Origin of the sequence: Alicyclobacillus sendaiensis NBRC 100866 (assembly GCF_001552675.1) — a bacterium.
In the GTDB taxonomy this organism is placed as follows: domain Bacteria; phylum Bacillota; class Bacilli; order Alicyclobacillales; family Alicyclobacillaceae; genus Alicyclobacillus; species Alicyclobacillus sendaiensis.
In genome coordinates, this window is sequence record NZ_BCRQ01000012.1 from 1 (window position 1) to 22,955 (window position 22,955).

24 protein-coding genes and 1 other RNA gene are annotated in these 22,955 nt (G+C 63.4%); 2 read left to right on the forward strand and 23 right to left on the reverse strand.

The features are described from left to right. Positions 1–145 precede the first annotated feature (145 nt). Genes AS26_RS03820 through AS26_RS03830 form a run of 3 tightly spaced genes read right to left on the reverse strand, consistent with a single transcriptional unit; the run spans position 146 to position 3,295 of the window. Positions 146–1,168 (reverse strand): NADH:flavin oxidoreductase/NADH oxidase, encoded by a 1,023-nt coding sequence (locus AS26_RS03820; RefSeq protein ID WP_062306266.1) that lies wholly within the window; start codon positions 1,166–1,168, stop codon positions 146–148. Between the two features lie 60 nt (positions 1,169–1,228). Further along, positions 1,229–2,620, reverse strand: coding sequence for a sensor histidine kinase (locus AS26_RS03825; protein WP_062306268.1), 1,392 nt, complete (start codon positions 2,618–2,620; stop codon positions 1,229–1,231). Then, positions 2,621–3,295: a response regulator transcription factor gene (locus tag AS26_RS03830; protein WP_062306269.1), complete on the reverse strand. Its 675-nt coding sequence runs from the start codon at positions 3,293–3,295 to the stop codon at positions 2,621–2,623. 150 nt (positions 3,296–3,445) lie between these two features. On the opposite strand from AS26_RS03830, the gene AS26_RS03835 reads away from it, so the two are divergent. Beyond that, positions 3,446–3,892, forward strand: a complete 447-nt coding sequence (locus AS26_RS03835; protein ID WP_062306271.1) for a DUF2231 domain-containing protein — start codon at positions 3,446–3,448, stop codon at positions 3,890–3,892. A 51-nt stretch (positions 3,893–3,943) separates the two neighbouring features. On the opposite strand, the gene AS26_RS03840 is transcribed toward AS26_RS03835, so the two are convergent. From AS26_RS03840 to rnpB, 4 genes are all read right to left on the reverse strand, one after another. Further along, on the reverse strand, positions 3,944–5,416 hold the full coding sequence (locus tag AS26_RS03840; RefSeq protein WP_062306272.1) for a sodium:solute symporter family protein: 1,473 nt from the start codon (positions 5,414–5,416) through the stop codon (positions 3,944–3,946). Between the two features lie 3 nt (positions 5,417–5,419). Then, on the reverse strand, positions 5,420–5,611 hold the full coding sequence (locus tag AS26_RS03845; protein WP_062306274.1) for a DUF3311 domain-containing protein: 192 nt from the start codon (positions 5,609–5,611) through the stop codon (positions 5,420–5,422). Positions 5,612–5,722: 111 nt separating this feature from the next. Next, positions 5,723–6,583 (reverse strand): GNAT family N-acetyltransferase, encoded by an 861-nt coding sequence (locus AS26_RS03850; RefSeq protein WP_062306275.1) that lies wholly within the window; start codon positions 6,581–6,583, stop codon positions 5,723–5,725. Between the two features lie 95 nt (positions 6,584–6,678). Continuing rightward, positions 6,679–7,076: RNase P RNA component class A (gene rnpB / locus AS26_RS03855), an RNA gene on the reverse strand. Between the two features lie 733 nt (positions 7,077–7,809). Here rnpB and AS26_RS03860 point away from each other — a divergent pair. Continuing rightward, entirely contained in the window at positions 7,810–8,583 is a 774-nt protein-coding gene (locus AS26_RS03860; protein ID WP_062306277.1) for an arginase family protein, read from the forward strand. Positions 8,584–8,587: 4 nt separating this feature from the next. On the opposite strand, the gene AS26_RS03865 is transcribed toward AS26_RS03860, so the two are convergent. The 16 genes from AS26_RS03865 to rpsU form a co-directional block, all read right to left on the reverse strand. Further along, entirely contained in the window at positions 8,588–9,697 is a 1,110-nt protein-coding gene (locus AS26_RS03865; RefSeq protein WP_062306278.1) for a Nif3-like dinuclear metal center hexameric protein, read from the reverse strand. Beyond that, a complete protein-coding gene (locus AS26_RS03870; protein WP_062306279.1) occupies positions 9,694–10,464 on the reverse strand; it encodes a tRNA (adenine(22)-N(1))-methyltransferase in 771 nt (256 codons plus the stop codon). The genes AS26_RS03865 and AS26_RS03870 overlap by 4 nt, the downstream gene beginning before the upstream one ends. A gap of 40 nt (positions 10,465–10,504) precedes the next feature. Then, positions 10,505–11,104 carry a YdcF family protein gene (locus tag AS26_RS03875; RefSeq protein ID WP_062306281.1) on the reverse strand — a complete coding sequence of 200 codons (600 nt, stop codon included), beginning with the start codon at positions 11,102–11,104 and terminating at the stop codon, positions 10,505–10,507. Between the two features lie 180 nt (positions 11,105–11,284). Further along, positions 11,285–12,391, reverse strand: coding sequence for an RNA polymerase sigma factor RpoD (gene rpoD, locus AS26_RS03880; protein WP_062306282.1), 1,107 nt, complete (start codon positions 12,389–12,391; stop codon positions 11,285–11,287). Positions 12,392–12,427: 36 nt separating this feature from the next. Beyond that, complete coding sequence (dnaG, locus tag AS26_RS03885) at positions 12,428–14,233, reverse strand: DNA primase (protein WP_083515973.1); 1,806 nt, start codon at positions 14,231–14,233, stop codon at positions 12,428–12,430. A 263-nt stretch (positions 14,234–14,496) separates the two neighbouring features. Continuing rightward, the gene (recO, locus tag AS26_RS03890) at positions 14,497–15,306 is read right to left on the reverse strand and encodes a DNA repair protein RecO (RefSeq protein ID WP_245629596.1); all 810 of its coding nucleotides are present in this window, start codon (positions 15,304–15,306) and stop codon (positions 14,497–14,499) included. Positions 15,307–15,314: 8 nt separating this feature from the next. Continuing rightward, positions 15,315–15,479, reverse strand: coding sequence for a YqzL family protein (locus tag AS26_RS13750; RefSeq protein WP_083515974.1), 165 nt, complete (start codon positions 15,477–15,479; stop codon positions 15,315–15,317). Between the two features lie 93 nt (positions 15,480–15,572). Next, a complete protein-coding gene (gene era / locus AS26_RS03895; RefSeq protein WP_062306285.1) occupies positions 15,573–16,469 on the reverse strand; it encodes a GTPase Era in 897 nt (298 codons plus the stop codon). Further along, a complete protein-coding gene (locus AS26_RS03900; protein WP_062306287.1) occupies positions 16,466–17,005 on the reverse strand; it encodes a diacylglycerol kinase in 540 nt (179 codons plus the stop codon). Before AS26_RS03900 ends, era begins: the two co-directional genes overlap by 4 nt. An 18-nt stretch (positions 17,006–17,023) precedes the next feature. Then, positions 17,024–17,497, reverse strand: coding sequence for an rRNA maturation RNase YbeY (gene ybeY / locus AS26_RS03905; RefSeq protein ID WP_062306288.1), 474 nt, complete (start codon positions 17,495–17,497; stop codon positions 17,024–17,026). Further along, positions 17,494–19,617 (reverse strand): HD family phosphohydrolase, encoded by a 2,124-nt coding sequence (locus AS26_RS03910; protein WP_062306289.1) that lies wholly within the window; start codon positions 19,615–19,617, stop codon positions 17,494–17,496. Before AS26_RS03910 ends, ybeY begins: the two co-directional genes overlap by 4 nt. Positions 19,618–19,650: 33 nt before the next feature. After that, positions 19,651–20,622 (reverse strand): PhoH family protein, encoded by a 972-nt coding sequence (locus AS26_RS03915; RefSeq protein ID WP_062306291.1) that lies wholly within the window; start codon positions 20,620–20,622, stop codon positions 19,651–19,653. Between the two features lie 19 nt (positions 20,623–20,641). Then, positions 20,642–21,856 (reverse strand): sporulation protein YqfD, encoded by a 1,215-nt coding sequence (locus AS26_RS03920; protein WP_062306292.1) that lies wholly within the window; start codon positions 21,854–21,856, stop codon positions 20,642–20,644. Beyond that, entirely contained in the window at positions 21,853–22,137 is a 285-nt protein-coding gene (locus AS26_RS03925; RefSeq protein WP_062306294.1) for a YabP/YqfC family sporulation protein, read from the reverse strand. The genes AS26_RS03920 and AS26_RS03925 overlap by 4 nt, the downstream gene beginning before the upstream one ends. Positions 22,138–22,279: 142 nt before the next feature. Continuing rightward, positions 22,280–22,723 carry a GatB/YqeY domain-containing protein gene (locus AS26_RS03930; protein WP_062306295.1) on the reverse strand — a complete coding sequence of 148 codons (444 nt, stop codon included), beginning with the start codon at positions 22,721–22,723 and terminating at the stop codon, positions 22,280–22,282. Between the two features lie 21 nt (positions 22,724–22,744). Beyond that, positions 22,745–22,927 (reverse strand): 30S ribosomal protein S21, encoded by a 183-nt coding sequence (gene rpsU, locus AS26_RS03935; protein ID WP_008337132.1) that lies wholly within the window; start codon positions 22,925–22,927, stop codon positions 22,745–22,747. Positions 22,928–22,955 lie beyond the last annotated feature (28 nt).

Here is a 22,955-nt window from a genome sequence, read left to right on the forward strand (position 1 = left end):
CAATTTCCACACACGACCAGAGGCACGCCGGCCTGCCCATCCGAATCGCCTCCGATACAGAAGCGGGGGCTGGCCCCTTTGCGGTCCAGCCGACAGGCTGGCGGTTCGGGGCCGCCCCTCGCGCGGCGCGTGTGCAGCTTTTCGCTCAAAAAGCGCGCTGGTATTGAACCGGAACCTGCGGTTTCTCTCCGAGGGCCACGGCGGCGTGAATGGGCCAGTACGGATCGCGCAGGAACCCGCGTGCGATCGCGACCAAATCCGCGTCTCCATTCGCGACGATCGATTCGGCAAGTGCAGGATGATCGAGCATGCCCACGGCGATGACGGGAACCTGCAGCGCGTCTTTGATGCGTCGCGCGTAGGGCACCTGGAAGCCCGGAAAATTCCCGGGTCGGCGCGCGCCGGGATGGCCCTCGCCGCCGCTCGACACGTGGATGACATCCGCTCCCGCGTCCCGGTATCGCCTGCAGATCTCGATCGCGTGATCGAGGTCGTAGCCCCCGTCCGCGTATTCGACGGCCGAGACGCGCACAAAAAGCGGCATCCCGGAAGGCAGTTCAGCCTTCACCGCTTGAATGACCTCCACGCCGAACAGCGCCAGGTCCTCGCCGTAGGCGTCCTTGCGCCGATTGGTGAGCGGCGAGTGGAACTGGTGGATGAGGTAGCCGTGCGCACCGTGCAGCTCAATGACGTCAAATCCAGCCTTGACTGCCCTGCGCGCGGCCGCGGCAAACTTCTCTACCATCTGCTTCACTTCGTCGGTCGACAGTTCTCGCGGCGTCTTGTACTGCGGCCCGTCGAAGCGGATAGGAGACGGTGCCACGGGCACAGGCGCGTCCTCCGCCTTCCTGCCGGCATGCGCAATCTGGATGCCGATCTTCGCTCCGTGCGCGTGGCATGCGTCGACGATGCGCTGAAATGGCGGAATGTGATCGTCCGACCACAGGCCGAGATCGTAATCCGTGATTCGCCCGTCCGGCTCGACGTCGGTCATCTCCACGATGATGAGCCCGGCGCCACCCACGGCTCGGCTCGTGTAGTGCGTGAAATGCCAGTCGTTTGGCTTGCCGTCCTTGGCCGTCACGGAGTACTGGCACATGGGCGCCATCACAATGCGGTTCTTGAGTTCGAGGTTCCGGATGGAATACGGCGTGAACAAATGAGCCATGTAGCCTGCTCCCTTCGGCAGTTCGCGGAGGCTCCGGAGAGCCCACCCGCTTTTCCTTGGTTAAGAACTATTCTTTTTATAGCACATGGCGAGCAGGCGGGCAAAACGGCCCTTCTTGAGGTCTCTGGGGCCGCGTTTGGGCAGGCGCACTTCGACCTCCGTCCCTGTGCCGTGCGAGCCAGGGCTGAAGATGCGGATCTGCCCGCCGTGGGCCTCGGCAATCCACTTGGCGATGGACAGCCCGAGACCCGCGCCGCGCGTGGTGCGGGACGGATCGACCTGATAGAACCGATCAAACACGCGAGGCAAGTGTTCGGGAGGAATACCCCGGCCCGTGTCCCGAACGGCGAGGACCGCGTCTCCCCCAGACGTGTGGCTGTCGATCTCCACCGAGCCACCGGCCGGCGTGAAGGCGATGGCGTTGTCCACCAAGATGCTGAAAAGCTCCAAGATCCGGTCCGGATCGGCGACGGCCTGCGCTTCGTTCGCGAGGACGCGAAGCTCGACCCCCTTTTCCTCGGCGAAGGGCGCGAACCTGCGCGCGGACTCCCGTGCGAGCGCGGCGAGATCGACCGGCTTCAGCCGCAGCACCGCCTCGCCTTCGTCGGCCTTGGCGAGCGCGAGCAGGTCATTCACCAATCTCTGCAGGCGGGCCGTCTCCCGATCCAGCGAGGCGACCACCTCGCTCATATCCAAGATGGTCTCCCCCGGATGGCGAAACATGCGGTCGATCTGCAGCCGCATGACGGCGAGCGGCGTCCGAAGTTCGTGGGACGCATTGGCGACGAACCGCCGCTCATCTTCGAAGCTTCGCCGAATCGGGCGAAGCGCGCGCGAAGCCAGCACAAAGCCAGCGCCAGCGGACGCCACGGCGAACAATCCGGCGGAAACGCTGAGGATGGTCAAGAGCTCGCGCAAGAAGGCGACATCCTGGGCCCGATTGTAGAGCAGGAGGACCTCGTCGACGTTCGCGTCCCCCACTCGAACTGGCCGAGGCAGCGCCACGCTCATCCCCAGATACGGCACACCCGCAACGTTGACCTCGCGGGGGTAAGCGCCGAGTCCCTCCTTGGCCAGCGCGGAAGCTTCAGCCGCCGTGAAGCTACCGATTGGCGTCTGGGATACGACCCGCGTCCCCGCGAGCAACAGGTAGACGAGGTGTTGTTCGCGGGTCTCGTCCACCTCCGCGAGCAATCGATCGCCGTCGGGACCTGGATCAGGCGCATGGCCTCGGTGAAGGAGGGGAGCCTCGCCCCCGCCGTGATCGCCCGGCAGGATCTGTTCGTCGCGGCACGCGCGCAGGTTGGCCGCGGCGTTGTTCATCGTGGCGATCTCGTCCGCGCGCACGCGATGATCGGTAAATGCATAGACCACGACACTAAACAGAAGGAGGATGCTGGCGAAGACGGCGGTGTACAGAAGCACGAGGCGCAAGGCAGTCTTTCGAAACACTCAAGGGTCACTCCACATGTACCCGACGTTGCGGATGGTGCGAATCGCCGCATCGTAGCCGAACGGCTGAAGTTTCTTGCGCAGGTAGTGGACGTACAGATCCACGGTCGTATCCATGACGTCCGAATCGATACCCCACACGCGGTTGAAAATGCGCTCGCGCGTGAGAATCTGCCCGCGATGGCTGAGCAGGTATTCGAGCAGATCGAACTCCTTGTCGCTGAGCTTGACGGGCTCGTCCCCATACGTAACGCGGCGCGCGAGCGGGTCCAGGACCAGGGGGCCCGAGCGAAGCGTCATGTCCGTCCCCAGTTCGCGGTTGCGGCGCAACAGGGCGCGGAGCCTCGCCAGAAACTCCTCCGTGGCAAACGGCTTCGGCAGGTAGTCGTCGCCACCGGCGTTGAGTCCCTGTACGCGGTGATCGACATCGCCGAGCGCCGTGAGAAACAACACGGGGACGTGCAGGCGCTTGTCCCGCAGGGATCGGACGAGATCGTAGCCGGACAATCCCGGCAACATGACGTCGACGACGAGGGCGTCGTACACGCCGGTCTCAGCGAGGTACAACCCCTCCTCGCCGTCGTACGCCACATCGACTTGAAACGACTCCTCGCGCAGAAGTTCTGCGAGTGCCTGGCTCAAACCGCGGTCGTCTTCGACGAGAAGAATGCGCATACGTTCCTCCAACCCATACCGCAGACCCAAACGTCCCTCATGACGATACGCGGCGTAGCTTGAAATCCGCTTGGAATCGCGCCGTTCCAATCCCATTTTGAAGTGGGTCCGGCATGATGATGAGCTGGACATGAAACGGAGGGGCGTAGGTTGACTGGGCTTGAACATCTGCTTCCGAGCACCATCCATCCCATGGTGGTGCACTTCACCATCGCTATCGCGTATCTCGCCGGAGCCGCGGGGCTCGTGGGCGTCTTCCGCCAGACGCCGTTTTGGTCTCGCGCGTTTTTGTATCTCCTGCTGCTCGGCATTGTCGCCACCGCGTCGGCGGCGATCGCCGGCGTCGTGAGCGAATCGTACCTGGCGAGGATTCCCGAACCGGTCGCTCCCTTGCTGCACACGCACAAGGAGGACGGGTTGTGGACAGGGATCTTCCAGGTGGTGGCCGTGGCGCTTCAGTTCGCGTTCGGAACGAGGCGCGCCCGCGTGTCATGGCTCGCCGCGGGCGCCGCCCTGGTTGCGTGCGTCTTCGTCACGTTGGCGGGCCACCTCGGTGGCACCATGGTGTACCACTACGGGCTCGGGGTCAAGGCCTGAACCTTTGCCCCGGCCCGTCTTGGTTCTCGGCACGGCCTAAACTGAGACGCATCAGGTCTCGAATCCACTCGCCGCTTGGACTTGCGCAGGTGCGTTTCCTTGGCCCATGCGGCGCGCCTCCCACGAGCGAGTGACGGCGGACACCACGAGCGTCACGACGAAGTTCGCGATGAGAGCCAGGAATCCGCTGTTGAGTCCGGCCACGATGGTGTGGTCGGTGAGCGCAAAATAGGCCACCAGCAGCACGCCTGCCAAAATCCCGCAGACGGCGCCCGGCAAGGTGACCCACGAGCGCCGCCATACGCACAAGACGACGGTCGGAAAGAACTGGGTCACAAAGTTATAGCCCATCAGAAGAAGCGCCACGATAGCTGCGTTTGAGTGGATGGAGAACAAGAACGTGACCGCAGCGACGACCCAAACCACGACTCGGGCCACCACCTGAATTTCCGAATGCGTCGCGCTGGGCCGGAAGGGTCGGTAAAGGTTCTCGGCGACGAGGGTCCCCGCGGTCATCAGCATGAGGGATCCCGGGACCATAGCCGTCAGAACTCCGGCACCACCGATCACGCCCACCGCCCACGTTGGAAACACGTGCTGCACAGCGGCCAGAAGGGCCAAGTTGCTATTCTTCAGACCGGGCACAATCAGAATCGCGGCGAACCCGGCAAAGAACACGAACAGGAGGATCAACTGATAAAGCGGAAGAAACGTGGCATTGCGCCGAAACACCCGCTCATGCTTGGCCGTGTACACCGCCCCAAAGGCGTGAGGCCACATGTAGAAGCCAAGCCCAGTGAGTGCCACCGTCGAGATGAACCACGGCACGCCCATCCCTTTGGCGCCCAATTGCAAAAATCCCGGGCGCAGGTGTGCGATGCTCGTGAACATCGCGTGTAAACCGCCCACTCGGGCAGGCAAGATGACGCCCACGGCCACGACGACTGCGAGAATGGCCAGATCCTTCAACACGGCTGTCCACGCCGTCCCGTGGACGCCGCTCAACGTCACGTACGTGGCGAGCACCAGCATCGCGATGGCAATGGCCCAGGTTTCTGGCAGGCGGCCGTAGGATGCCATCTGCACAATGAGTCCAAGCCCGGTCATCTGCGACTGCAGATAAGGCACAAGGGCAATCACGCCGACTAGAGCGACCAACGCGCCGAGAACGCGGCTGCCGAACTGCGCCGTGAAGAAGTCGGGCTGGGAGAGGAGTTGTCGTTCCTTCGCATAGCGCCAGATGGGCGGCAGCAGAAAATACGAGAGGACATAGGCCACGGCCCCATACGCCAAAATGTACGTAGCTGGCCCACCCGTGCCATAGGCCCACCCACTTCCGCCGAGGAAGGTGAACGTCGTGTAAATCTCTCCCGCCAACAGCAGGAAGACAAACAAAGCCCCAAATCCTCGCCCGGCAACGGCCCACTGCTCGAGATCCATGCGTTTCTTGGCCCGGGACAACAGCGCGAGGACAAACGCGATTGCGATGGTGACGGCGATGATGACGAGAGGTGCGCTCGTCATGGCTTACTCCCCCTTCCGGTTCGCCGGATCGAGCGCGTACACGATGGCCATCACAAGCGAGGAGAGAATGATACATGCCACTATGTAGAAAAACAAAAACGGCATGCCGAGAACGATGGGATACGTGCGATTTGCGAAGACCACGCCGACGAAGATACAGAGAATCGGAATCCAGGCGAGCGCGCGAATGGACATGGTGTGTTTCCTCCCATTGCACATTTTCGGAATCGCGCGACAAAGACGACTATGGGAAGATGGTATTCGGTACATCGCGGCAAATTCCTCCCAACGGAAAACGGCCCGCGCTCATCCGAACGCAGGCCGCAGCAGCGCATAGAGGTGCTCTCGATGGCCAGGAGGCCTCGGCGCACCGCGCAGCATGATGACCGAGGACATCTGCTCCTCAAATCCGAGCTTCCGCAACCGATGCAGGAAGGAGGCTCGTTCGGATGGCACATCGATCACGACCGGCCCCTCCGCATCTTCCGCCAACAGGTGCAGCAGATTGAGCGCCATGATGTCGTTTTGCGCCACGATGGGCCCCAACCTCATGGCGCGCTCCGACGCGAGCGCTACGCCCATGCCTTGAGCTTCGCCAGCGTCATCTCGCACCGCGATGGCCTTGTCCGCCAAGCGCACTACGCGCTGGAGAAGTTCCGAGCGATCCGCCCCGAAAGCGCGCTGGTCCAGGCGGCTGAAGTCGCTCTGCCACGCGGCGTCTCGACTTTCCACGCCGAGCGGCTCTTGGGGCAAGTGAGGCACGAGCACCCGCTCTGCCCCAAGTCGCACCACCTCGCCCACCGAGCGGAAGCCGAACCGAGCGTAGAGCGGCGCAAGTTCCCTGCGGGCCACGAGCCCCACCGGGATGGGCCCCGCCTGGCGCTCAAGCTGGCGAAGGACGTGATCGATCAGTTTGCTGCCAATGCCCTTGCGCTGCAACTCCGGCAAGACGGCCATGTTCCCAAGCCACGCGAGGCTCTGACCGTACCGATAGACGCTGGCGACGCCCGCGAGTTGGCCATCCACGTACGCGCCCCACGCCTCGCCGGCCGCGAACAAGAGGTCGACCTCCACCGCCACAAACCGCCATCCCACTGATTCCACCACGTGCTGCCACGCGGCGCGCTCCGCCTCACCGAGGCGAGAAACCACCCATTCCGTTTCCATGCATGCCTCCTGTGCGCCTGTCGGGCGCCCTATCCAAGCGTCATACGAAAACATCACCCAACCTGGGTGATGTCGGCTCCTCGACGATATGTACGCGAAGAAGCAAGCCTGTAAGCCGAGTTCTGTCCTCCTGTGCTGCAAGCGGCATGACGCCTCGCACGTCTGGAGTGGCAATCATCTATCTAGGCCGACTGTTGCCAGCCGGCTCCAGCGACCAACCCGGGCGCGCGGCGGGCCACCGCATCTGCGCCCCTACTTGGTCTTGCTCCGGGTGGGGTTTACCTAGCCAGCCCGTCTCCGGACTGCTGGTGCGCTCTTACCGCACCGTTGCACCCTTGCCTGTGCTCGAACGAGCCATCGGCGGTCTGCATTTCTGTGGCACTTTCCCTGAGATCGCTCTCGCCGGACGTTATCCGGCACCCTGCCCTGTGGAGCTCGGACTTTCCTCCCGTGCAGCCTCGCGGCTCGCACCGGCGATTGCCCGGCTTACTTCTTCGCATCAGCATGGAGAGTATACTCGGAATTGGCCCGCGGTGCAATGGAGGATTTCGGTGCGTCCGTGTCAAGTTGTCGTAGGGAACCTCATTGCGCCATGTGGTCGCGCAAGGTCGTGCGAACCCGAAGGACACACTTGCCACCGTGTCGACTTATGGATTCATGGAGACCCCACCGATGTGCGTGCATCTATGAGACCCTAACCCATCCCACCAATGCTCCTTATTCTGAAGGTGAAGTTCTCCACTTCGAACACAGCGTCCCTATCGCTGAGCCGACCATGGCGCCGACGATGATCCCCAAACTCTTGAGCTCCAGATATTGAAAAAGAATGGCCAAAGCAGCGCCGCATGCGGCAGCAAGCAGGGATGTCCATTTTCTGTAATTCAGAAACAAGAGCGCGATGACAGCGCAGGAAGCGAAAACTGCAGGATACCAGAAACCGAATTAGGAATTGCACGGCCAGTCAAGCAACCAACTGTGGTTCCCGAAATCCACGCGATATAGCAGGATAAGATCAGGGCAAATTGATAGGATGGGTTCGGACGACATCGAGCGCACGACAACTCACAGCAAATACGCTGTCGATCTGGACCGCACGCATGCGCCCATTGACCGCCCTGCTTCTGTGCACGGCGGCCCCTTCTTTGCTATGGTAAAGAGGAGTCCAGCTCTGCGCTCCGGATGAGACACCGTTTCAAGATCAAGGCGCTTGAAAGGAGTGGATCATCTTGTTGCCGCAAAGTTCTGGCGTCACCGTCCTTCACTTGGACGAAAGCTTGTCCGTCCAATCGCTTCCCCTGCCCCCGGCGCACGAAATCGTTCACCTGGACGACATTCCAGGCACCCACGGCATGTGCGATCCGTTCGCGGCACGCGCCATCGAGCGGCGCCTCGCGCAAAGAGCCTATCGCGGCGTCACGCTCATCGGCAGCGGCACGTACCACTATGTGACGTACTTCCTTCTCCGCGAATGCCAGGAGCCGTTCTCGCTCGTCCTGTTCGACCACCACACCGACTGCGCCGTCGAACCGCCCCTGTTATCCTGCGGGAACTGGGTCAGGCGCGCGCTCTCCCGAATTCAACGTCTGCGCCGCGTCGTGATCGTCGGCGCCCGCGACGCGAGCGAGTTGAGCGATCTCGGCCGACGGCAGAGTGACGTCATTGTCATCGGCGAAGAGGATCTCAAGCGATGGTCATCCCCGCGCAGACTCGCGCATCGCATCTTGGAAGCCGCAGGCCGGTATCCCGTGTACATCAGCGTCGACAAAGACGTCCTGGACCCGGCCGACGCGGCGACCGACTGGGACGGGGGCAGCATGCGCCTTCGCACGCTTCTGTACGCGCTCGTCGCCCTTCGGCGCCATCGGCGCATCGTGGGCGTCGACCTGTGCGGCGAATGGCCGATCTCGCCCGTCGGCGCGGTGACCGCCCGATCCCTTAGCGAGATCCGGAAGAACGAAGCGGCCAACCGCGCCATTCTCCGCGCCCTGCGATCCGGCTGATGTCTCACACGAAGCGCCACGGATCGACGCCTTCGACGTCGACGCGGACCTCCACCGACGGGCCCAGCGCATCGCTCAGGCGCCGGGCGACCCCTTCGCAGACCGGCGCCTCGAGGGCCGCGTGGGGCACGTCGACAATGGCGAGCCCGTCGTGCACGGCGTCCGCCGCCTGATGGTGACTCACGTCTGCCGTCACGAACACGTCGGCGCCTTGGGCCAACGCGTGGGGAATCCACCCGCTTCCCGAGCCCCCAAGCAGCGCCACCTTCTGCACGCGCGACCGCGGGTGGCCGGCGTAGCGGAGATGCGGCAGGTGGAACGCTAGGCGGACCAGATCCACAAACGCCTCGAGTTCCATGGGCTCTGGCAGCACACCGACTCGTCCGATGCCGAACGCGCGGCCCGGCACCGCGAGCGGGTAGACGTCGTACGCCACCTCCTCGTACGGATGCGCCGCAAGCATGCTCGCGACGATGCGATCGAGATCGCGCTCGTAGGCGATGGTCTCGAGCCGCACCTCATCCACGAGCTCCAGCTTCCCTTCCTGGCCAATGTACGGATGGGTGCCTGGCCCTGGCTTGAAGGAGCCCGTTCCCGGTGCCGCAAAGGTGCAGTGGGAATACGCGCCGATGTGGCCCGCGCCTGCGTCGCCAAGCGCCTGGCGGACCACATCCACGTGCGACGTCGGGACAAAGACCACAAGCTTGACCAGCCGATCGCGCCCCGTGACGTCGAGCAGTTCTGGACGGACGAGGCCGAGGCGTTCCGCAATCACGTCGTTCACCCCGCCTGGGGCGCAATCGAGATTTGTGTGCGCCGCGAAGAACGCGACGCGTTGTGCGACGAGCTTCGCGATCATGGCCTGGCGCGGCTTGTCCCAGCGAAGTTCGGCCAGCGGGCGAAAGAGGAGCGCGTGATGCGCAACAATCATGTCTGCACCCCATGCGACGGCGCGATCCGCCACCGATGGCGTGACCTCGAGCGTCACGACGAGCTTTTCGACGGGACGGCCGGGATCGCCCAGCTGAAGCCCAATGCGGTCTCCCTCCATTGCCATGTGCGGCGGCGCGATAGCGTCCATCGCCCGCACGACGTCGGCAACCGTCACCTTCATGTGCCCTCCTCCTCCCACATGCCCAAAAGCGCAGTCCAGATCTTCTGCCGCCTGGCGAGCACCTCCAGCTTCGCCGCGTGCGAAGTGGGGTCCCCGGCGCGCTCGACGCGGGCCATGGCTCGCTCGGTGCGCCTGGTCTCGCCCTCAATCCGGCGGCGAAGGCAAGGGTCATTCGTTTGACACAAAAGCGGCCCCACCATCCAAAGTGCCTCCCAGGCTTCGTCTGGCCTGAGGCCGCGATCGCACAAGGCCGGAAGCGCCGCCCGGTACGCGGGATCCGGGCCGCCCCGGTATTCCGCGGCGACGATCTCGTACGGCTTGTCCGCCTCGCAGACCGCCACCTCCGCGGCGAGATGAAACCCGAGGCGATACAGCGTCTGACGCAAGACGTGGCCGCCGCCCATGGGTTGGAACACGAGCCGGCGCGCCGAACGAGCGACCTCCTCGCGGCGAGCCACCATGTCCGCCTGTGCGCGCCCCCCGAGCCCCGCGGACACAATCACGTCCGCCTCACCGACCTGAAGGGGCTCGAGACCGTCCCCGAGGCGGAGAGACACGCGCGGGAGAAGGCCACGGGCCGCCAGGTGCGCGCGGGCGCGGGACAGCGGCCCCTCGCGCACGTCGGTCGCGATGGCGCGGCGGACCATGCCTTCCTCCAGCGCAAAAAGCGGCAAATAGGCGTGGTCCGTGCCGATGTCGGCTAGGGTTTCACACGGGAGCGCAAGTTGCGCCACGGCCCTGAGGCGCGGGCCCAAATCCATGGCCATCGTCCCTCTCCATCCTGAAAAAACTTACGTTTGACTGAACTCACGCTTGCCAAAACGGGGCCTGCCGTCCCCGCAACAAGTACTCGATGTGCGCAAACACCTCGCGCACGGCAGCGCGAAACTCCCCTCGGGTGGACGCTGCGCCGCAGCCGGTCGCCTCCATGCCGAGCATGCGAGCGACGGCGAGGGCCCGCGGCAGGTGGTAATCCGAGGTGATGATGACCGCCGTGTGATACCCCCGGTCGCGCATGATGGCGCTCGTGTGGTACAGATTTTCCCATGTGTTGGTCGACATCCGCTCTTCGTGCACGACCTCCGCGGGAATGCCGTTCATCACGAGGAAGCGCTTCATGCTCCGCGCCTCGGGGACGGTCTCGTTTTTCCCCTGACCGCCGCTCACGATAATGGCGCGGATGTAGCCCTGTCGGTAGAGCGCGATGGCCACCCGAAGCCTGGCCGCAAGCGGAGGACTCGGCTCAAAGCCGTCCGTATACGCGCCGAGCACCACGCCGACGTCGCTTCGCGCGGGACGCTGAGACCTCCCTTCGTGCTTGAGCCGCTCGGCGAACCGAACGAGAAACACGAGCGACCCCAGGGCTGCCACCCCACAGGCCAACAGGCACATCCAGAACCAGGCCACGTCGTCCCCACCCGCCCATCGCCGTCTCCTGTTCCACGATACGCGCGTGCGGAGAGCGATAGACCGGCGGCGAGGAGCGTCCACGTGGAGGGTACCACTCGCATTCCCCGGAAACGAAATCAGGCCGCCACGCCCCTGACGAGACGAGCAGCCTGTACCGTGCGCGAGGTAACACCATCCTCACTCGAGGAAGTCCTTGAGCCGCTTGCTTCGGCTCGGATGGCGCAGCTTGCGCAGCGCCTTGGCCTCAATCTGGCGGATCCGCTCGCGCGTCACCCCGAACACTTTCCCGACTTCTTCGAGGGTGCGCGTGCGGCCGTCATCCAGCCCGAAGCGCAGCCGCAGCACGTTTTCCTCGCGCTCCGTGAGGGTATCCAGCACGTCCTCCAACTGCTCCTTCAGGAGCTCGTAAGCCGCGGCATCAGCCGGAGCAGGCGCCTCGTCGTCCGGGATGAAGTCGCCGAGGTGCGAGTCGTCCTCCTCGCCAATGGGCGTCTCCAGCGATACCGGTTCCTGCGCGATCTTCTGGATCTCGCGCACCTTTTCCGGTGTCAAATCCATCTCGGCGGCAATTTCCTCCGGCGTGGGTTCACGCCCCAACTCCTGAAGGAGCTGGCGGGAGACGCGGATCAGCTTGTTGATGGTCTCGACCATGTGCACCGGAATGCGGATGGTGCGCGCCTGATCCGCGATGGCCCGCGTGATGGCCTGCCGGATCCACCACGTGGCGTACGTGCTGAACTTGTATCCCTTTCGGTAGTCAAACTTCTCGACCGCCTTGAGCAACCCCAGGTTGCCCTCCTGGATCAGGTCGAGAAACAGCATGCCGCGCCCGACGTACCGCTTCGCGATGCTGACGACAAGGCGCAGGTTGGCCTCCGCCAAGCGCTGCTTCGCCTCTTCGTCTCCCTGCTCGATGCGCTTCGCGAGCTCAATCTCCTCCTGCGCCGACAAGAGCGGCACGCGCCCAATTTCCTTCAGGTACATCCGGACCGGATCAGAAATTTTCACGCCGGGCGGGACGGATAGATCGTCGAGATCGTAATCGTCGTCCTCGCGTCCACCGTCCTCGTCCCGCTCATTCACGACATCAATGCCGAGTTCCGCCAGCTGCTCAAAGAAATCGTCCATGGCGTCGGCGTCCATGTCGAACGAGCTGAGACGATCCGAGATCTCCTCATATGTCAACGAGCCTTGCTTTTTGCCCAGCTCAATCAACTGCTGCTTCGCTTCCTGAAGGGTGATACCCTGATCCTCGTCGCGGATTTCGTTATTCGTCTTCGCCATGTTCCCCGCCTCCTTTACCCCATTCGGCGCAACCCGTCATTCGGCGTGGAGCGCGCGGGGCTGCTTCATGGTTGCCATCTGGCTCTGAATCCACTCCACTTGCAGCTTCATCTCTCTACTCTTCTCTACGTCGCCCGCCGCCTCGGCCTCGTTCCACGCGCGCACCTTCTCCTTCAACTCCTGTTCCAACCTGAAGAGCTCCAGCGCCCTCAGGTAATCCTCCACAAGCTCCACCGAGATCTCGGGAGGTTCGTCAAACAGGAGCGAAGAGGCCAGGCGAACCAACTCCTCGTCCTCGAGGCGGTCGAGGAACGCGGAGGGCGGTTGTCCCGGCTGTTCGAGCCGCCACGAGTACACGTGCGATAAAAGCGCCGTGTGCAGCGGATGAGCGAGTTCGGTCACGCCCTTCTCCATCAGATACTCCGCCGCCTCCTGGCTGAACAGCGCAGCCTGGAGGATGCGCAGGCTCACCTGATCCTTTCCTTTGGCGGCGCGCGGCGAGTTGGCCCAAGGTGCGACCTCTTCTCTCGAAGGAGAACGACGCCTTAATGGTTTCGCGAAAGCGCGCATCTCCTCCTTCAACGTTTCGACAGAGAGGTTAAATTCCTGTGACAAATTTCGCAACTGATATTCCTGCTCCACTGGGCTCGCTCGCTCCGCAAGCAGCCGGAGCACCTGCCGCAGGAACTCCGTCCGCCCGGCGGGACTCACCCACTCCGCTCGAGCGCGCATATCCTCGATGAGGAACTGGACCGCGGTCCACGTCGATTCGGACAACATGCGCTCAAACGCCCGCGCGCCGTGCGCCCGGATGTATTCGTCCGGATCCATGCCGTCCGGCAACCGCAGCACCACAGGTGTAAGCCCGGCCTGCTCGAGGACGTCGATGGCGCGAACCGTAGCCTTGCGCCCGGCCTCGTCCCCGTCGTAGGCGATCACGACCTTGTCGCAGTCGGCCTTGAGCAACTGGGCCTGTTCTTCCGTCAAACTCGTGCCGAGCGTCGCAACCGCGCTCTCGATGCCCGCCTGCGCAACCGCCAGGACATCCATGTAGCCTTCCAGCAACAGGGCCCTGCGCTCCCGGCGAATGGCCTTTCGGGCGCGATGGATGTTGAAGAGCATCCTGCCCTTGTGAAACAGTTCATACTCAGGCGAATTCAGGTATTTGGGTTTGGCGTCGTCATCGAGCGCCCGCGCCCCGAATGCGACGATGTGCCCTCGCCGGTCCGCGATGGGGATGATCACGCGGCCGCGAAACCGATCCACCAATTCGCCGCCGAGATCGACCGCGAGCCCGCACGCGATGAGATCTTCGGCGGAGAACCCCTTCTGCTGGAGGAACGACATCATGGCGCGGCCGGACGGGGGAGCGTAGCCCAATTGAAAGTTGGCCATGGTCGTGCGTGAAATTCCGCGCGAAAGAAGATAATGAAGGGCTTGCACTCCAGCATCTGTATTCATTAGAATGTGGTTGAACGCTTTTGCGGCCAGATCGTGCACCTGCCGATACCGCTCGAGCTTTGGCGAGCGCGGAGCGGACGCGTGAAGCGAATCGGGCAGGGGGATGCCGCAGCGCTCGGCCAGAAGCGTCACGGTCTCCGCAAACGAGATGCCCTCGATGTCCATGAGAAAGCGGAACACGGTGCCGCCGGCTCCGCATCCGAAACAATGATACACTTGGCGTTCGGGCGACACGGAGAACGAAGGCGTGCGCTCATTGTGGAATGGGCAAAGACCGACGTACGAGCGCCCCGATTTGCGCAGGGGCACGTACTCGCTGATGACTTCGACGATGTCGACCTTCTGGCGCAGCGTGTCTATGAACGTCTCTGGAACGTTCATCACTGCACCCCCTATCCGGCGTCGCCCCATCCACGGGTCTTCTGGTGGTCCGCCGGTGCCTATTCACGTATTCTACAAAGTAGGACACTTTCCTCCTATCCGCAAAAACTTGTCTCTTTCTCGACACGAATCGACAAACAGGCTTCTCTCGAAGCTTGCGGCGTCCCCGGAAGCGAGCTTTGAGACATGCCTAGTATCGACGCCCCAAGTCAAATTTATCCTCTTCTCCATCCCCGAATCAGTTTATGGCTTCTGCATGCCGCTTATGTGTCGAGACAGCCGCCATCTTCGCCCGGGGGATCCGTGAGGGACGCCACCATGTCGTCGAGCACTTGGCGCGCACGCCCTCCCACGCCTGCGAATTCCCGAAGTTGATGTGCGAGAATGCGCGACAGCGCATCCCGCATGGCGCCAGAAAGATCGACTCGATGAAGCTTCGCGATATCCGCACGTTCCAACAGGTGGAGAACGGTCGAAATCTTGCGCGGCACCGGCCAGCTCGATGCGGCCGCGGAGGTGAAAAGGCTCGCGCATCGGGCGCAGATGAGCCCGCCCTCCCGCGGATCGTATCGAGGCGCTTCGCCGGTCTCGGCAAGCGACGCGCCGCACCGGATGCACGCGCGCCAATCCGGCCCCACCCCGAGCCACGCGCACACCTTGAGCTCAAAGGCGCGCGCGAGCACGTCGGCCGGCACCCGGTCCGCCTCCAAGCCGTCCAACACCGCCACAAACTGCCGATATGCCGCCGGGGGCGCGTCGGGCCGCTCCGGAACAGCGCGGCTGGCGAGATCGCAGAGATACGCGGCGTAGGCCGCCTTGACCACGTCCTCGTGCAAGGCCCGGCGCTGGCGGGCGATCTCGGCTTGCCGCACGTCACCCATCCCCCGCCCCTGATACAGCACGTACGTCCCTTGCGCACACAGGCGCGCAGCCGCAGACAACCGCCCGGCCGGCCGCGCGCCGCCTCTCGCCATGGCCGTCACGATCCCGGTTTCCGTCAAGAGCGTCAGGATGGCGTCGCGCTCGCCATAGCGCACGACGCGCACCACGACGGCCTCTGTCGTCCATATCACCGTGACATTCAGCCCCTAAGCGACGCCTGGAAATGCGAATCCTCGTGGAGCTCGTCTTCCTCCGTCGGCTGCTCATCGTCCGCGACGTGTTCAGCCTGTTGACAGGCGCGATACAGGAGGTACGCGTACACATCACCGGTGAGCTCGAATACCTTCCACGTGACATCACGCATCGGCATCGTCTCCCTTCCGCTCCGCGGACTGCATTTCCATGAGTGTAGTCTGGCGTTTCGCGCCGCCCGTATACCCAAAATCCCCTGGGCGGCTCAGCGCTCGCGGTCAAAGCCAAATTGGTGCAGGAGCGCGGGCTTGTTTCGCCAGTCTCGCTTCACCTTGACCCACAACTCGAGATAGATGCGGTTGCCAAACAGGGCCTCCAATTCGTGCCGCGCCATTTCACCCACACGCTTTAACATCTGACCCTGTTTCCCAATGAGGATGGCCTTTTGGCTCTCCCGCTCGGTGTAAATCACCGCGCTCACGTACAGCGTATCGGACGACCGCCGCTCCATGTGCTCGACGGCCACCATCACCGAGTGCGGGACTTCGTCGCGCGTCAACAAGAGCACCTTTTCCCGCACAATCTCGCTGATGATGAACGACTCCGGCTGATCGGTGATCATGTCGTCCGGGTAATACTTCGGCCCTTCGGGCAGCCGCTGTTCAATGACCTCGGCCAAAAGGTCCACCTGCTCGCCTCGAAGCGCCGAGATCGGCACGTATTCGTCAAACGGCCGCAGCGCCTGATACTCCTCGATGCGCTTCAACACCATCGCGCGATCCTCGAGCGCATCCACCTTGTTGAGCGCGAGGATCACGGGCGTGCGCACGCGCTCGAGCTGCTTCGCAATCTCCTGCTCCGTGGGATGGACGGGCGACGAGGCATCCACCACGAGGACGATCACGTCCACCTCGTTCAGCGTCTTGAGGGCGGTGTCCACCATGTACTCGCCAAGGCGGTGCTTCGGTTTGTGAATGCCCGGCGTGTCGATGAAGATCATCTGCGACGTCTCTGTCGTGCGGACGCCGCGGATGCGGTTGCGCGTGGTCTGCGGCCGATTCGACATAATGGCCACCTTCTGGCCGACCAGCGCGTTGAGCAGCGTCGACTTGCCGACGTTCGGCCGGCCGACGAGTGCCACAAATCCGGACTTGTACGTCACGTCGTTCCCCCCTCCTTTCGAGGCCGTTTAATCTCGACGTCCGCGCGGTAAGGCCACAGCCTCACCGCCCAGACCGCCGCCAGCCACACCGTGACGAGCGCCACCGCGCCCAGGTTGTGGCGGCTCCAGAGCCAAAAATGGACAGGCCAATTGGACGCGACCAGCCACGCCGCGATGGCGAGCGCGCCGAAGGCGACAAAGGTCACGGCCCCGCTCGCCACGTCCTTCGCCATGCCCGCGACCGGATGTTGCGTCCAACCGGAGGCCACGTCCACGGCCAATTCGATCGCCGTGTTGAACATCTCGGCGGCGAACACGCACATCGAGACAAACACCGTGATGGCCGCCTGCCACAGGTTCGGCCGCAGGCACCACTCCGCGATGGCGAGGCAGGTGAAGAGCCACACGTCCCGCTTCAAATTCTTTTCGGTGTGAAAGGCGTACACCGCGCCCCGCAGGCTGTACGCCACCGCCCGGACGAACGGCTGGGACTTCGGATCCGCCGCCATCCGCCCGCGATGCCCCGCGTCCCTCATGGTTCACCGCCTCGCCGCCTACGATCGGGCCAGCCCGATGCCTTGCAAAATCTCTTCCTGCAGCCCGAACATCTCGCGCTCGCCCGCCTCGTCCTCGTGATCATAGCCGTTCAGGTGCAAAAACCCGTGCACCAACAGGAAGGCCACCTCCCGTTCCAGGGAATGGCCGTACGCCTCCGCCTGTTCTCGGGCCCGGTCGACGCTTACCACGATGTCCCCCAGCATCGGATCTACGTCGTCGGGATCGGCGAGCGACTCCCCCTCGTTCATGGGAAAGGAGAGCACATCCGTGGGCCTGTCCACACCCCGATACGTCCGGTTGAGCTCATGGATGGCGTCGTCGTCGACAAACACCACGGACACCTCGCCCTGTGCGCCGATTCGCTCGGCCGCGGCTTCGAGGACGCGTTCGACAAACGCCTGGGCGTCGGCATGGGGTGGAACGAGGGGCCATTCGACCTCGCACGTCACATCAATCGACAAACGGCTCACTTCGCCACTTCCTTCTTCAGCTTGTCAATATCCGGGTATTCAATGCGCGCGTGATAAATCCCTTTGAGCGTCTTCATAAACGCGCCGACCATGGCGTCGAGGTCCTGAAGCGTCAGGTCACACTCGTCCAGCTGACCGTCCTGGAGGCGATCCCGGATGATTTTTCGAATGACGCCCTCCACGCGGTTGGGCGTCGGCCGCGACATGCTGCGCACGGCAGCCTCGACCGCGTCGCAGATCATGATGATGGCGCACTCGCGCGTCTTGGGTTTCGGACCGGGATAGCGAAAGTCGTCCACCCGCACGGTTCCGTTTTTATCTTGCTCCTTGGCCTTGTGATAAAAGTACCACAGAATGGTCGTGCCGTGGTGCGTCGCGCAGATGTCCTGAATCGGCTTCGGAATCCCCGCCTTGCGGAGCATCTCGAGCCCGTCCGAGACGTGCGACGTGATGATGAGGTGGCTGAGACTCGGCGCCACCTTGTCATGCGGGTTTTCCTTCGTCATCTGATTCTCCACAAAGAACATGGGCCGCTTCGTCTTCCCGACATCGTGGTAATACGCCCCGACGCGGCATAGAAGCGGATCCGCGCCCACCAACTCCGCCGCGGCCTCCGCGAGATTGCCGACGATCAGGCTGTGGTGGTAGGTTCCAGGTGCCTCCAGCAACACCTTCCGCAGGAGCGGATGATTTGGATTCGAAAGCTCGAGAAGCCGGATGGGCGTCAGGAGGCCGAACGCCGACTCGAAAAAGGGCAGGATGCCCATCGTCAGAATGGCCGCGAAAATGCCATTCAGCGCCGCCAGACCCACGTGCAGCGACAGGGCGTGAAGATCCGATCCGCGGCTTTGCTCCAAGAGATAGAGTGCGATGACGGTGCCCATATTCACCGCCGACACGATGAACCCCGCGCGCATGAAGGTCGCGCGGCTCGTGACGCGGGCAACGCTGTACGCGCCCACGAGCGAACCCACGAAGCCATAGAACACGAAGTCGTAATTCATGTCGAACGCCGCCCCGAGCAGAAACGAGAAGAAAAAGGCGGCCACCACCGCGAGGGACGAGTCCATCATGACCGTGATGAGCATCGCGCCAAGCGAGATGGGCAGGAGATACGGCGTGGACGCGGGCCCGCCCGCCACCACAATCCACTTCGTCACGGCAATCAGGATAGCCATGAGGATGAAGACCAGTCCCAGGATCCCGAGCATCAGGTTGTCCAGCCGCCGCCTGGGCGCCCGTCGCTCGACGTAGGCCGCGAGCATCGCGACGGACAGCGCGACGAACACGGCGAAGCCGACGCCGACCCGCACGCTCGGATAAGCCGAATACAGACCCACGTCCTTGAGCTTGCTGATGACGTCCTGCGTGACCACCTGGTTTTTCGCGACGATCACGTCGCCCTGGTGGATGAGAACGGGCTGCACGCTCTCCGCGGCCTGCTCGCGCGCCTCCTTCGTCGCCTGCGCTTGGTACACCATGTTGGGCCGGAGCACGCTCACCGCGGTATTCTGTACGATGAGGGCCTCGTCGCGATCCAGCCCCAAATTGAGGTTGACGATCTGTCGGTCCACGAGCAGCATCGACTGCTGCATCGAGTCCGGATAAAACGGCTGGCTCAAGATGGCCTGCACGACCCTCGCGCTGTCTTTCTCCAGCGCGTCCAGGCGTGCAGGAGGCTCGCTGAGCATCCGCTCTATCGTCGAACTGGACAGCCCCTGAGGTGCCACTCGCCGAACGGCTGCCAGGCGCTCGGGAGGCGTCAGGTTGGGTTTCGCAGCGGCCGACTTCGCCGCCGCAAACAGCACGTCCAGTTCCTGGAGCGCGTCCGTCAACACCTGCGGCGACTGCGCGTACTGCTTCGGGACCTTTGCCTCAGCCGCCCTTCGCTTGGCCGCCGTCGCGGCCGTATCGACGGCCGTCACCGGCGCCACCACCGTGGTGGGACTCACCTCGCCGACCGCGAAATGGTACCGGGGAGGCATCATGCTCGACGCGAGAATCGCGAACAAGAGAACGCCAAGGGCCACGTACATGAATGCGCGAATGCGCCGGCTGTGGCGAAAAGCGTCGTCGTCCAAAAAGCGGCGAATGGCGTTTCCCCATCCCGTCCACTTCATGACCAGTATGCTCCTTGCGCTCGAGGCAGGGCCTCAGCCCTGCCTCGCCTGATCTTGTGCATATGCGTCGATGATCTTTTGAACCAGATGGTGTCTCACCACGTCTGAAGGACTGAACGTGTGAAACGCGATGCCAGGAATGCCGCGCAACACACGCTGCGCGTGCACTAAACCGGATAACCTGCCCGTGGGCAGGTCAATCTGGGTCACATCGCCCGTGATGACCATCTTCGAATGGAACCCGAGGCGAGTCAGAAACATCTTCATCTGTTCAATCGTCGTGTTCTGCGCCTCGTCGAGAATGACGTAGCTGTCCTCGAGCGTCCGGCCGCGCATGTACGCGAGCGGCGCAATCTCGATGTTGCCGCGCTCGAGCGCGCGGATGACCTGCTCCTGGCCGTAAATGTCGTGCAGCGCGTCGTACAGCGGGCGCAGATAGGGATCCACCTTTTCCTGGAGATCCCCCGGGAGAAAGCCGAGTTTCTCCCCGGCTTCGACGGCCGGGCGCGTCAGCACAATTCGCTTCACTTCTCCGCGCTTCAGCGCCATCACAGCCATCGCCACTGCGAGATAGGTCTTTCCTGTCCCCGCCGGTCCGACGCCAAATACGATATCGTTGCGGCGGATGGCGTCGACGTACCGCCGCTGCCCCAGGGTCTTGACGCGGATGGCCTTCCCCTTGTAGGTCGTCCCAATTTCCGTTGTGTAGACGTCGATCACGCCGTCGAGATCGCCCGCGTGGGCCATTTCGATCATGTATCGGTAATCCGATTCGCCGAGTTGCATGCCGCGGCGAACCAGGGTCGTGACCACGCTCAACAGGTGCTGCAGGCGCGAGACCTCATCTTCGTCGCCTACAAATTGAATCTCCGTGCCACGCACAATCACCTTGGCGGAAAACGACTGACTGAGCAGGTGCAAAAGCAAATCGTTCGGCCCGAGTGCTTGCACCGCTTCCTCGTTCGTCGGAAACACCCACTTCTTCATCGCCGTCTGCTCAGCCAACGATGCACCATCCCCGTCCTTACGATTGCGCCGCGCCTTGGGACGTGGGCGAACTCCCGACATCCGGAATGGGGGCTTTGGCGCCGATGTCCTGCTGGACGCGCGTAAGTATGGTCGCGTATAGAGTACCACGGTCGAGACGCTCCTGTAAAATCGACTGGCCCAAGATGACCATGTCGCCGCCGGCGAGCGATCGGACGTCGGCGGCGGCCATGATGAGCGCTTCGTCCCGCGCCTGGGCCACATCCACCTGCCAAACGGCGGGCTTCACCTCGTAGAGCGTGGCGTGCACCCACTGCACGGGCAGCCGCCATGCTCCCACGTGCCACTCCGTCTCGCGGTCGCGCTCGTAGACCGTCGGGGGGGCCTCTTGAAACCCCCACACGCGCAGGCGCGCGCCTCCCACGGCGAGATAGTCACGGGACACCGAGGTGCCCGTCAACCCTTGGCTCGACACGCGGAGCGGGATGGACACCTCGGAGGTGTACCACACCTCCGCAAACACGTGCCCGCTCGCCGGCACGCTGGGCCCCCGGTCCGTCAGAAGGCCCGAGATGAGTACCTGTCCCGGCTGCACCAGTTGGTGAGGCTTGACCATGACGCGCCCGCGGGACGCCTGCACGTCGAGAATCACACCCGGGCGCGTGGCGACGATGTTACACGGCTGTTGGCTCGCCTGAGGCACGCCCGGGATCTTCGGGATCCCCCTTACGACGGCCACCGAGCCTTTGACTTCGACGCCCACCCACACGAAGTTGGGCGCGCGCGCCACCATGCGCTCGGCCAACTCCACCGGCGGCGCGAGGCGCGATTTCCACTGGCCCACCTGGAGCCCAGCCTCGGCCGCGGCCAGCCTCAACTCCGCCTCCTGATCTTCGCCCTCCGCGCCTAAAACCTCGACGCGCCACACGATGGAGGAGAGTGTGTAGAGAATCGCCACAAACGCCACCGCCCCAGCGGCAAACGCCTTCCGCCTCAGGAGACGCTGGCCCAAGAATGGCGCGCCGTGGCGATCGACGACGCGAAATCTCACGCCGTAGGCGCGTCGCGACGCCATCAGGTGGCGCAGCCCGTCGACGCTCGTCCGCAGCAACACGCCGTCCCCGGTGAAGTGGACGTCGCGCATCACGACGCCCTCCCGCTGGAGCCTTGCGAGAAGTTCCCTTGTGCCCGGCCCCGTGACCCAAAGCGTCACCGATCCCCTCAAGAACCACTCCCACCGCGAGTCACTCATGGCCGGCCACCTCCGAAGCTGAGGTGGCGAACGCGTCCCGCGGCGTGAATCTCCCGCTCTGTCACGAGCTTGATGACAAACGACTCGCCCTCGATCTCGACGACGCGATCGCCGAGATCGCACGCAATGCGATCTGCAGAAACCTCGAGCAGCGCCTTGGCGCCCTCGATGGTCACATCGTCGCCCACGATGGTCACACGCGCCACGGATCCGACGGCGTCAGGCGGAAGATGGAGCATCTCTCCCGCGCGCCGCTTGATTGAAGACGTCCATCCCGGCATGGCCCATTCCTCCCCCTGGATGACTATGCGAGACAGGCTCGCGATAACACCGAGCGGAATGGGCCGAAGAAACGGACGGAGGAGCCGTCCTTCGGGAACGGCTCCTCATCGATTCGGATCTTCTCGTGCTTGTGCTTGTGCGTCATGCGAGCAGGCGCTCGACGATTTGCTGGACGCGGCGGCCGTCCGCGCGCCCGCGCACCGCCGGCATCAGCTCGCGCATCACCTTGCCCATGTCGGCCTTTCCGGCAGCGCCAACCCGCGCCATCACGTCCCGGGCCAATTGTTCGATCTCGTCATCGCCGAGCTGCGCCGGAAGATACGATTCCAGCACGGCGATCTCCTGCTCGGCTTGTTCGATCAGATCCGACCGCTTTGCATCCTGAAACGCCTGGAGGGAATCTCGGCGCTGCTTGATCTCCTTCTGAATGACGCCCAACACGTCTTCATCCGTCAGCGCTCGGCCCAATTCAATCTCTCGATTCTTGGCCGCCGATTTCACCATCCGGATGACCGAGAGCCGGACCTTGTCCTTGTCTCGCATCGCCTGTTTCAGGTCCTCATTCAGCTGATCAAGGATGGCCATTGTGGTTCCTCCCGACTTGCCTCAGTAACTGCGGCGGCGCTTGCGCTGAGCTGCCTGGGCCTTCTTCTTGCGCGCGACGCTCGGCTTCTCGTAATGCTCGCGCTTGCGAACCTCCGCCAACACGCCGTCGCGGGCCATCTGCTTCTTGAAGCGTCGCAGCGCGCTGTCGATGGATTCATTCTTGCGCAGACGGACTTCCGACATGAGATTCCCTCCCCCCGGACACATCAGT

What these genes read in the sequence shown, in the direction of transcription:
- AS26_RS03820 (WP_062306266.1), bottom strand. Translation starts at nt 1,168, where the DNA reads ATGGCTCATTTGTTCACGCCGTATTCCATCCGGAACCTCGAACTCAAG.
- AS26_RS03840 (WP_062306272.1), bottom strand. Translation starts at nt 5,416, where the DNA reads ATGACGAGCGCACCTCTCGTCATCATCGCCGTCACCATCGCAATCGCG.
- AS26_RS03930 (WP_062306295.1), bottom strand. Translation starts at nt 22,723, where the DNA reads ATGGCCATCCTTGATCAGCTGAATGAGGACCTGAAACAGGCGATGCGA.
- AS26_RS03830 (WP_062306269.1), bottom strand. Translation starts at nt 3,295, where the DNA reads ATGCGCATTCTTCTCGTCGAAGACGACCGCGGTTTGAGCCAGGCACTC.
- AS26_RS03925 (WP_062306294.1), bottom strand. Translation starts at nt 22,137, where the DNA reads ATGCCGGGATGGACGTCTTCAATCAAGCGGCGCGCGGGAGAGATGCTC.
- rpoD (WP_062306282.1), bottom strand. Translation starts at nt 12,391, where the DNA reads ATGGCGAAGACGAATAACGAAATCCGCGACGAGGATCAGGGTATCACC.
- AS26_RS03920 (WP_062306292.1), bottom strand. Translation starts at nt 21,856, where the DNA reads ATGAGTGACTCGCGGTGGGAGTGGTTCTTGAGGGGATCGGTGACGCTT.
- AS26_RS03850 (WP_062306275.1), bottom strand. Translation starts at nt 6,583, where the DNA reads ATGGAAACGGAATGGGTGGTTTCTCGCCTCGGTGAGGCGGAGCGCGCC.
- dnaG (WP_083515973.1), bottom strand. Translation starts at nt 14,233, where the DNA reads ATGAACGTTCCAGAGACGTTCATAGACACGCTGCGCCAGAAGGTCGAC.
- AS26_RS03845 (WP_062306274.1), bottom strand. Translation starts at nt 5,611, where the DNA reads ATGTCCATTCGCGCGCTCGCCTGGATTCCGATTCTCTGTATCTTCGTC.
- AS26_RS03910 (WP_062306289.1), bottom strand. Translation starts at nt 19,617, where the DNA reads ATGAAGTGGACGGGATGGGGAAACGCCATTCGCCGCTTTTTGGACGAC.
- AS26_RS13750 (WP_083515974.1), bottom strand. Translation starts at nt 15,479, where the DNA reads ATGCGTGATGTCACGTGGAAGGTATTCGAGCTCACCGGTGATGTGTAC.
- AS26_RS03865 (WP_062306278.1), bottom strand. Translation starts at nt 9,697, where the DNA reads ATGAAGGTGACGGTTGCCGACGTCGTGCGGGCGATGGACGCTATCGCG.
- AS26_RS03900 (WP_062306287.1), bottom strand. Translation starts at nt 17,005, where the DNA reads ATGAGGGACGCGGGGCATCGCGGGCGGATGGCGGCGGATCCGAAGTCC.
- AS26_RS03870 (WP_062306279.1), bottom strand. Translation starts at nt 10,464, where the DNA reads ATGGCCATGGATTTGGGCCCGCGCCTCAGGGCCGTGGCGCAACTTGCG.
- rpsU (WP_008337132.1), bottom strand. Translation starts at nt 22,927, where the DNA reads ATGTCGGAAGTCCGTCTGCGCAAGAATGAATCCATCGACAGCGCGCTG.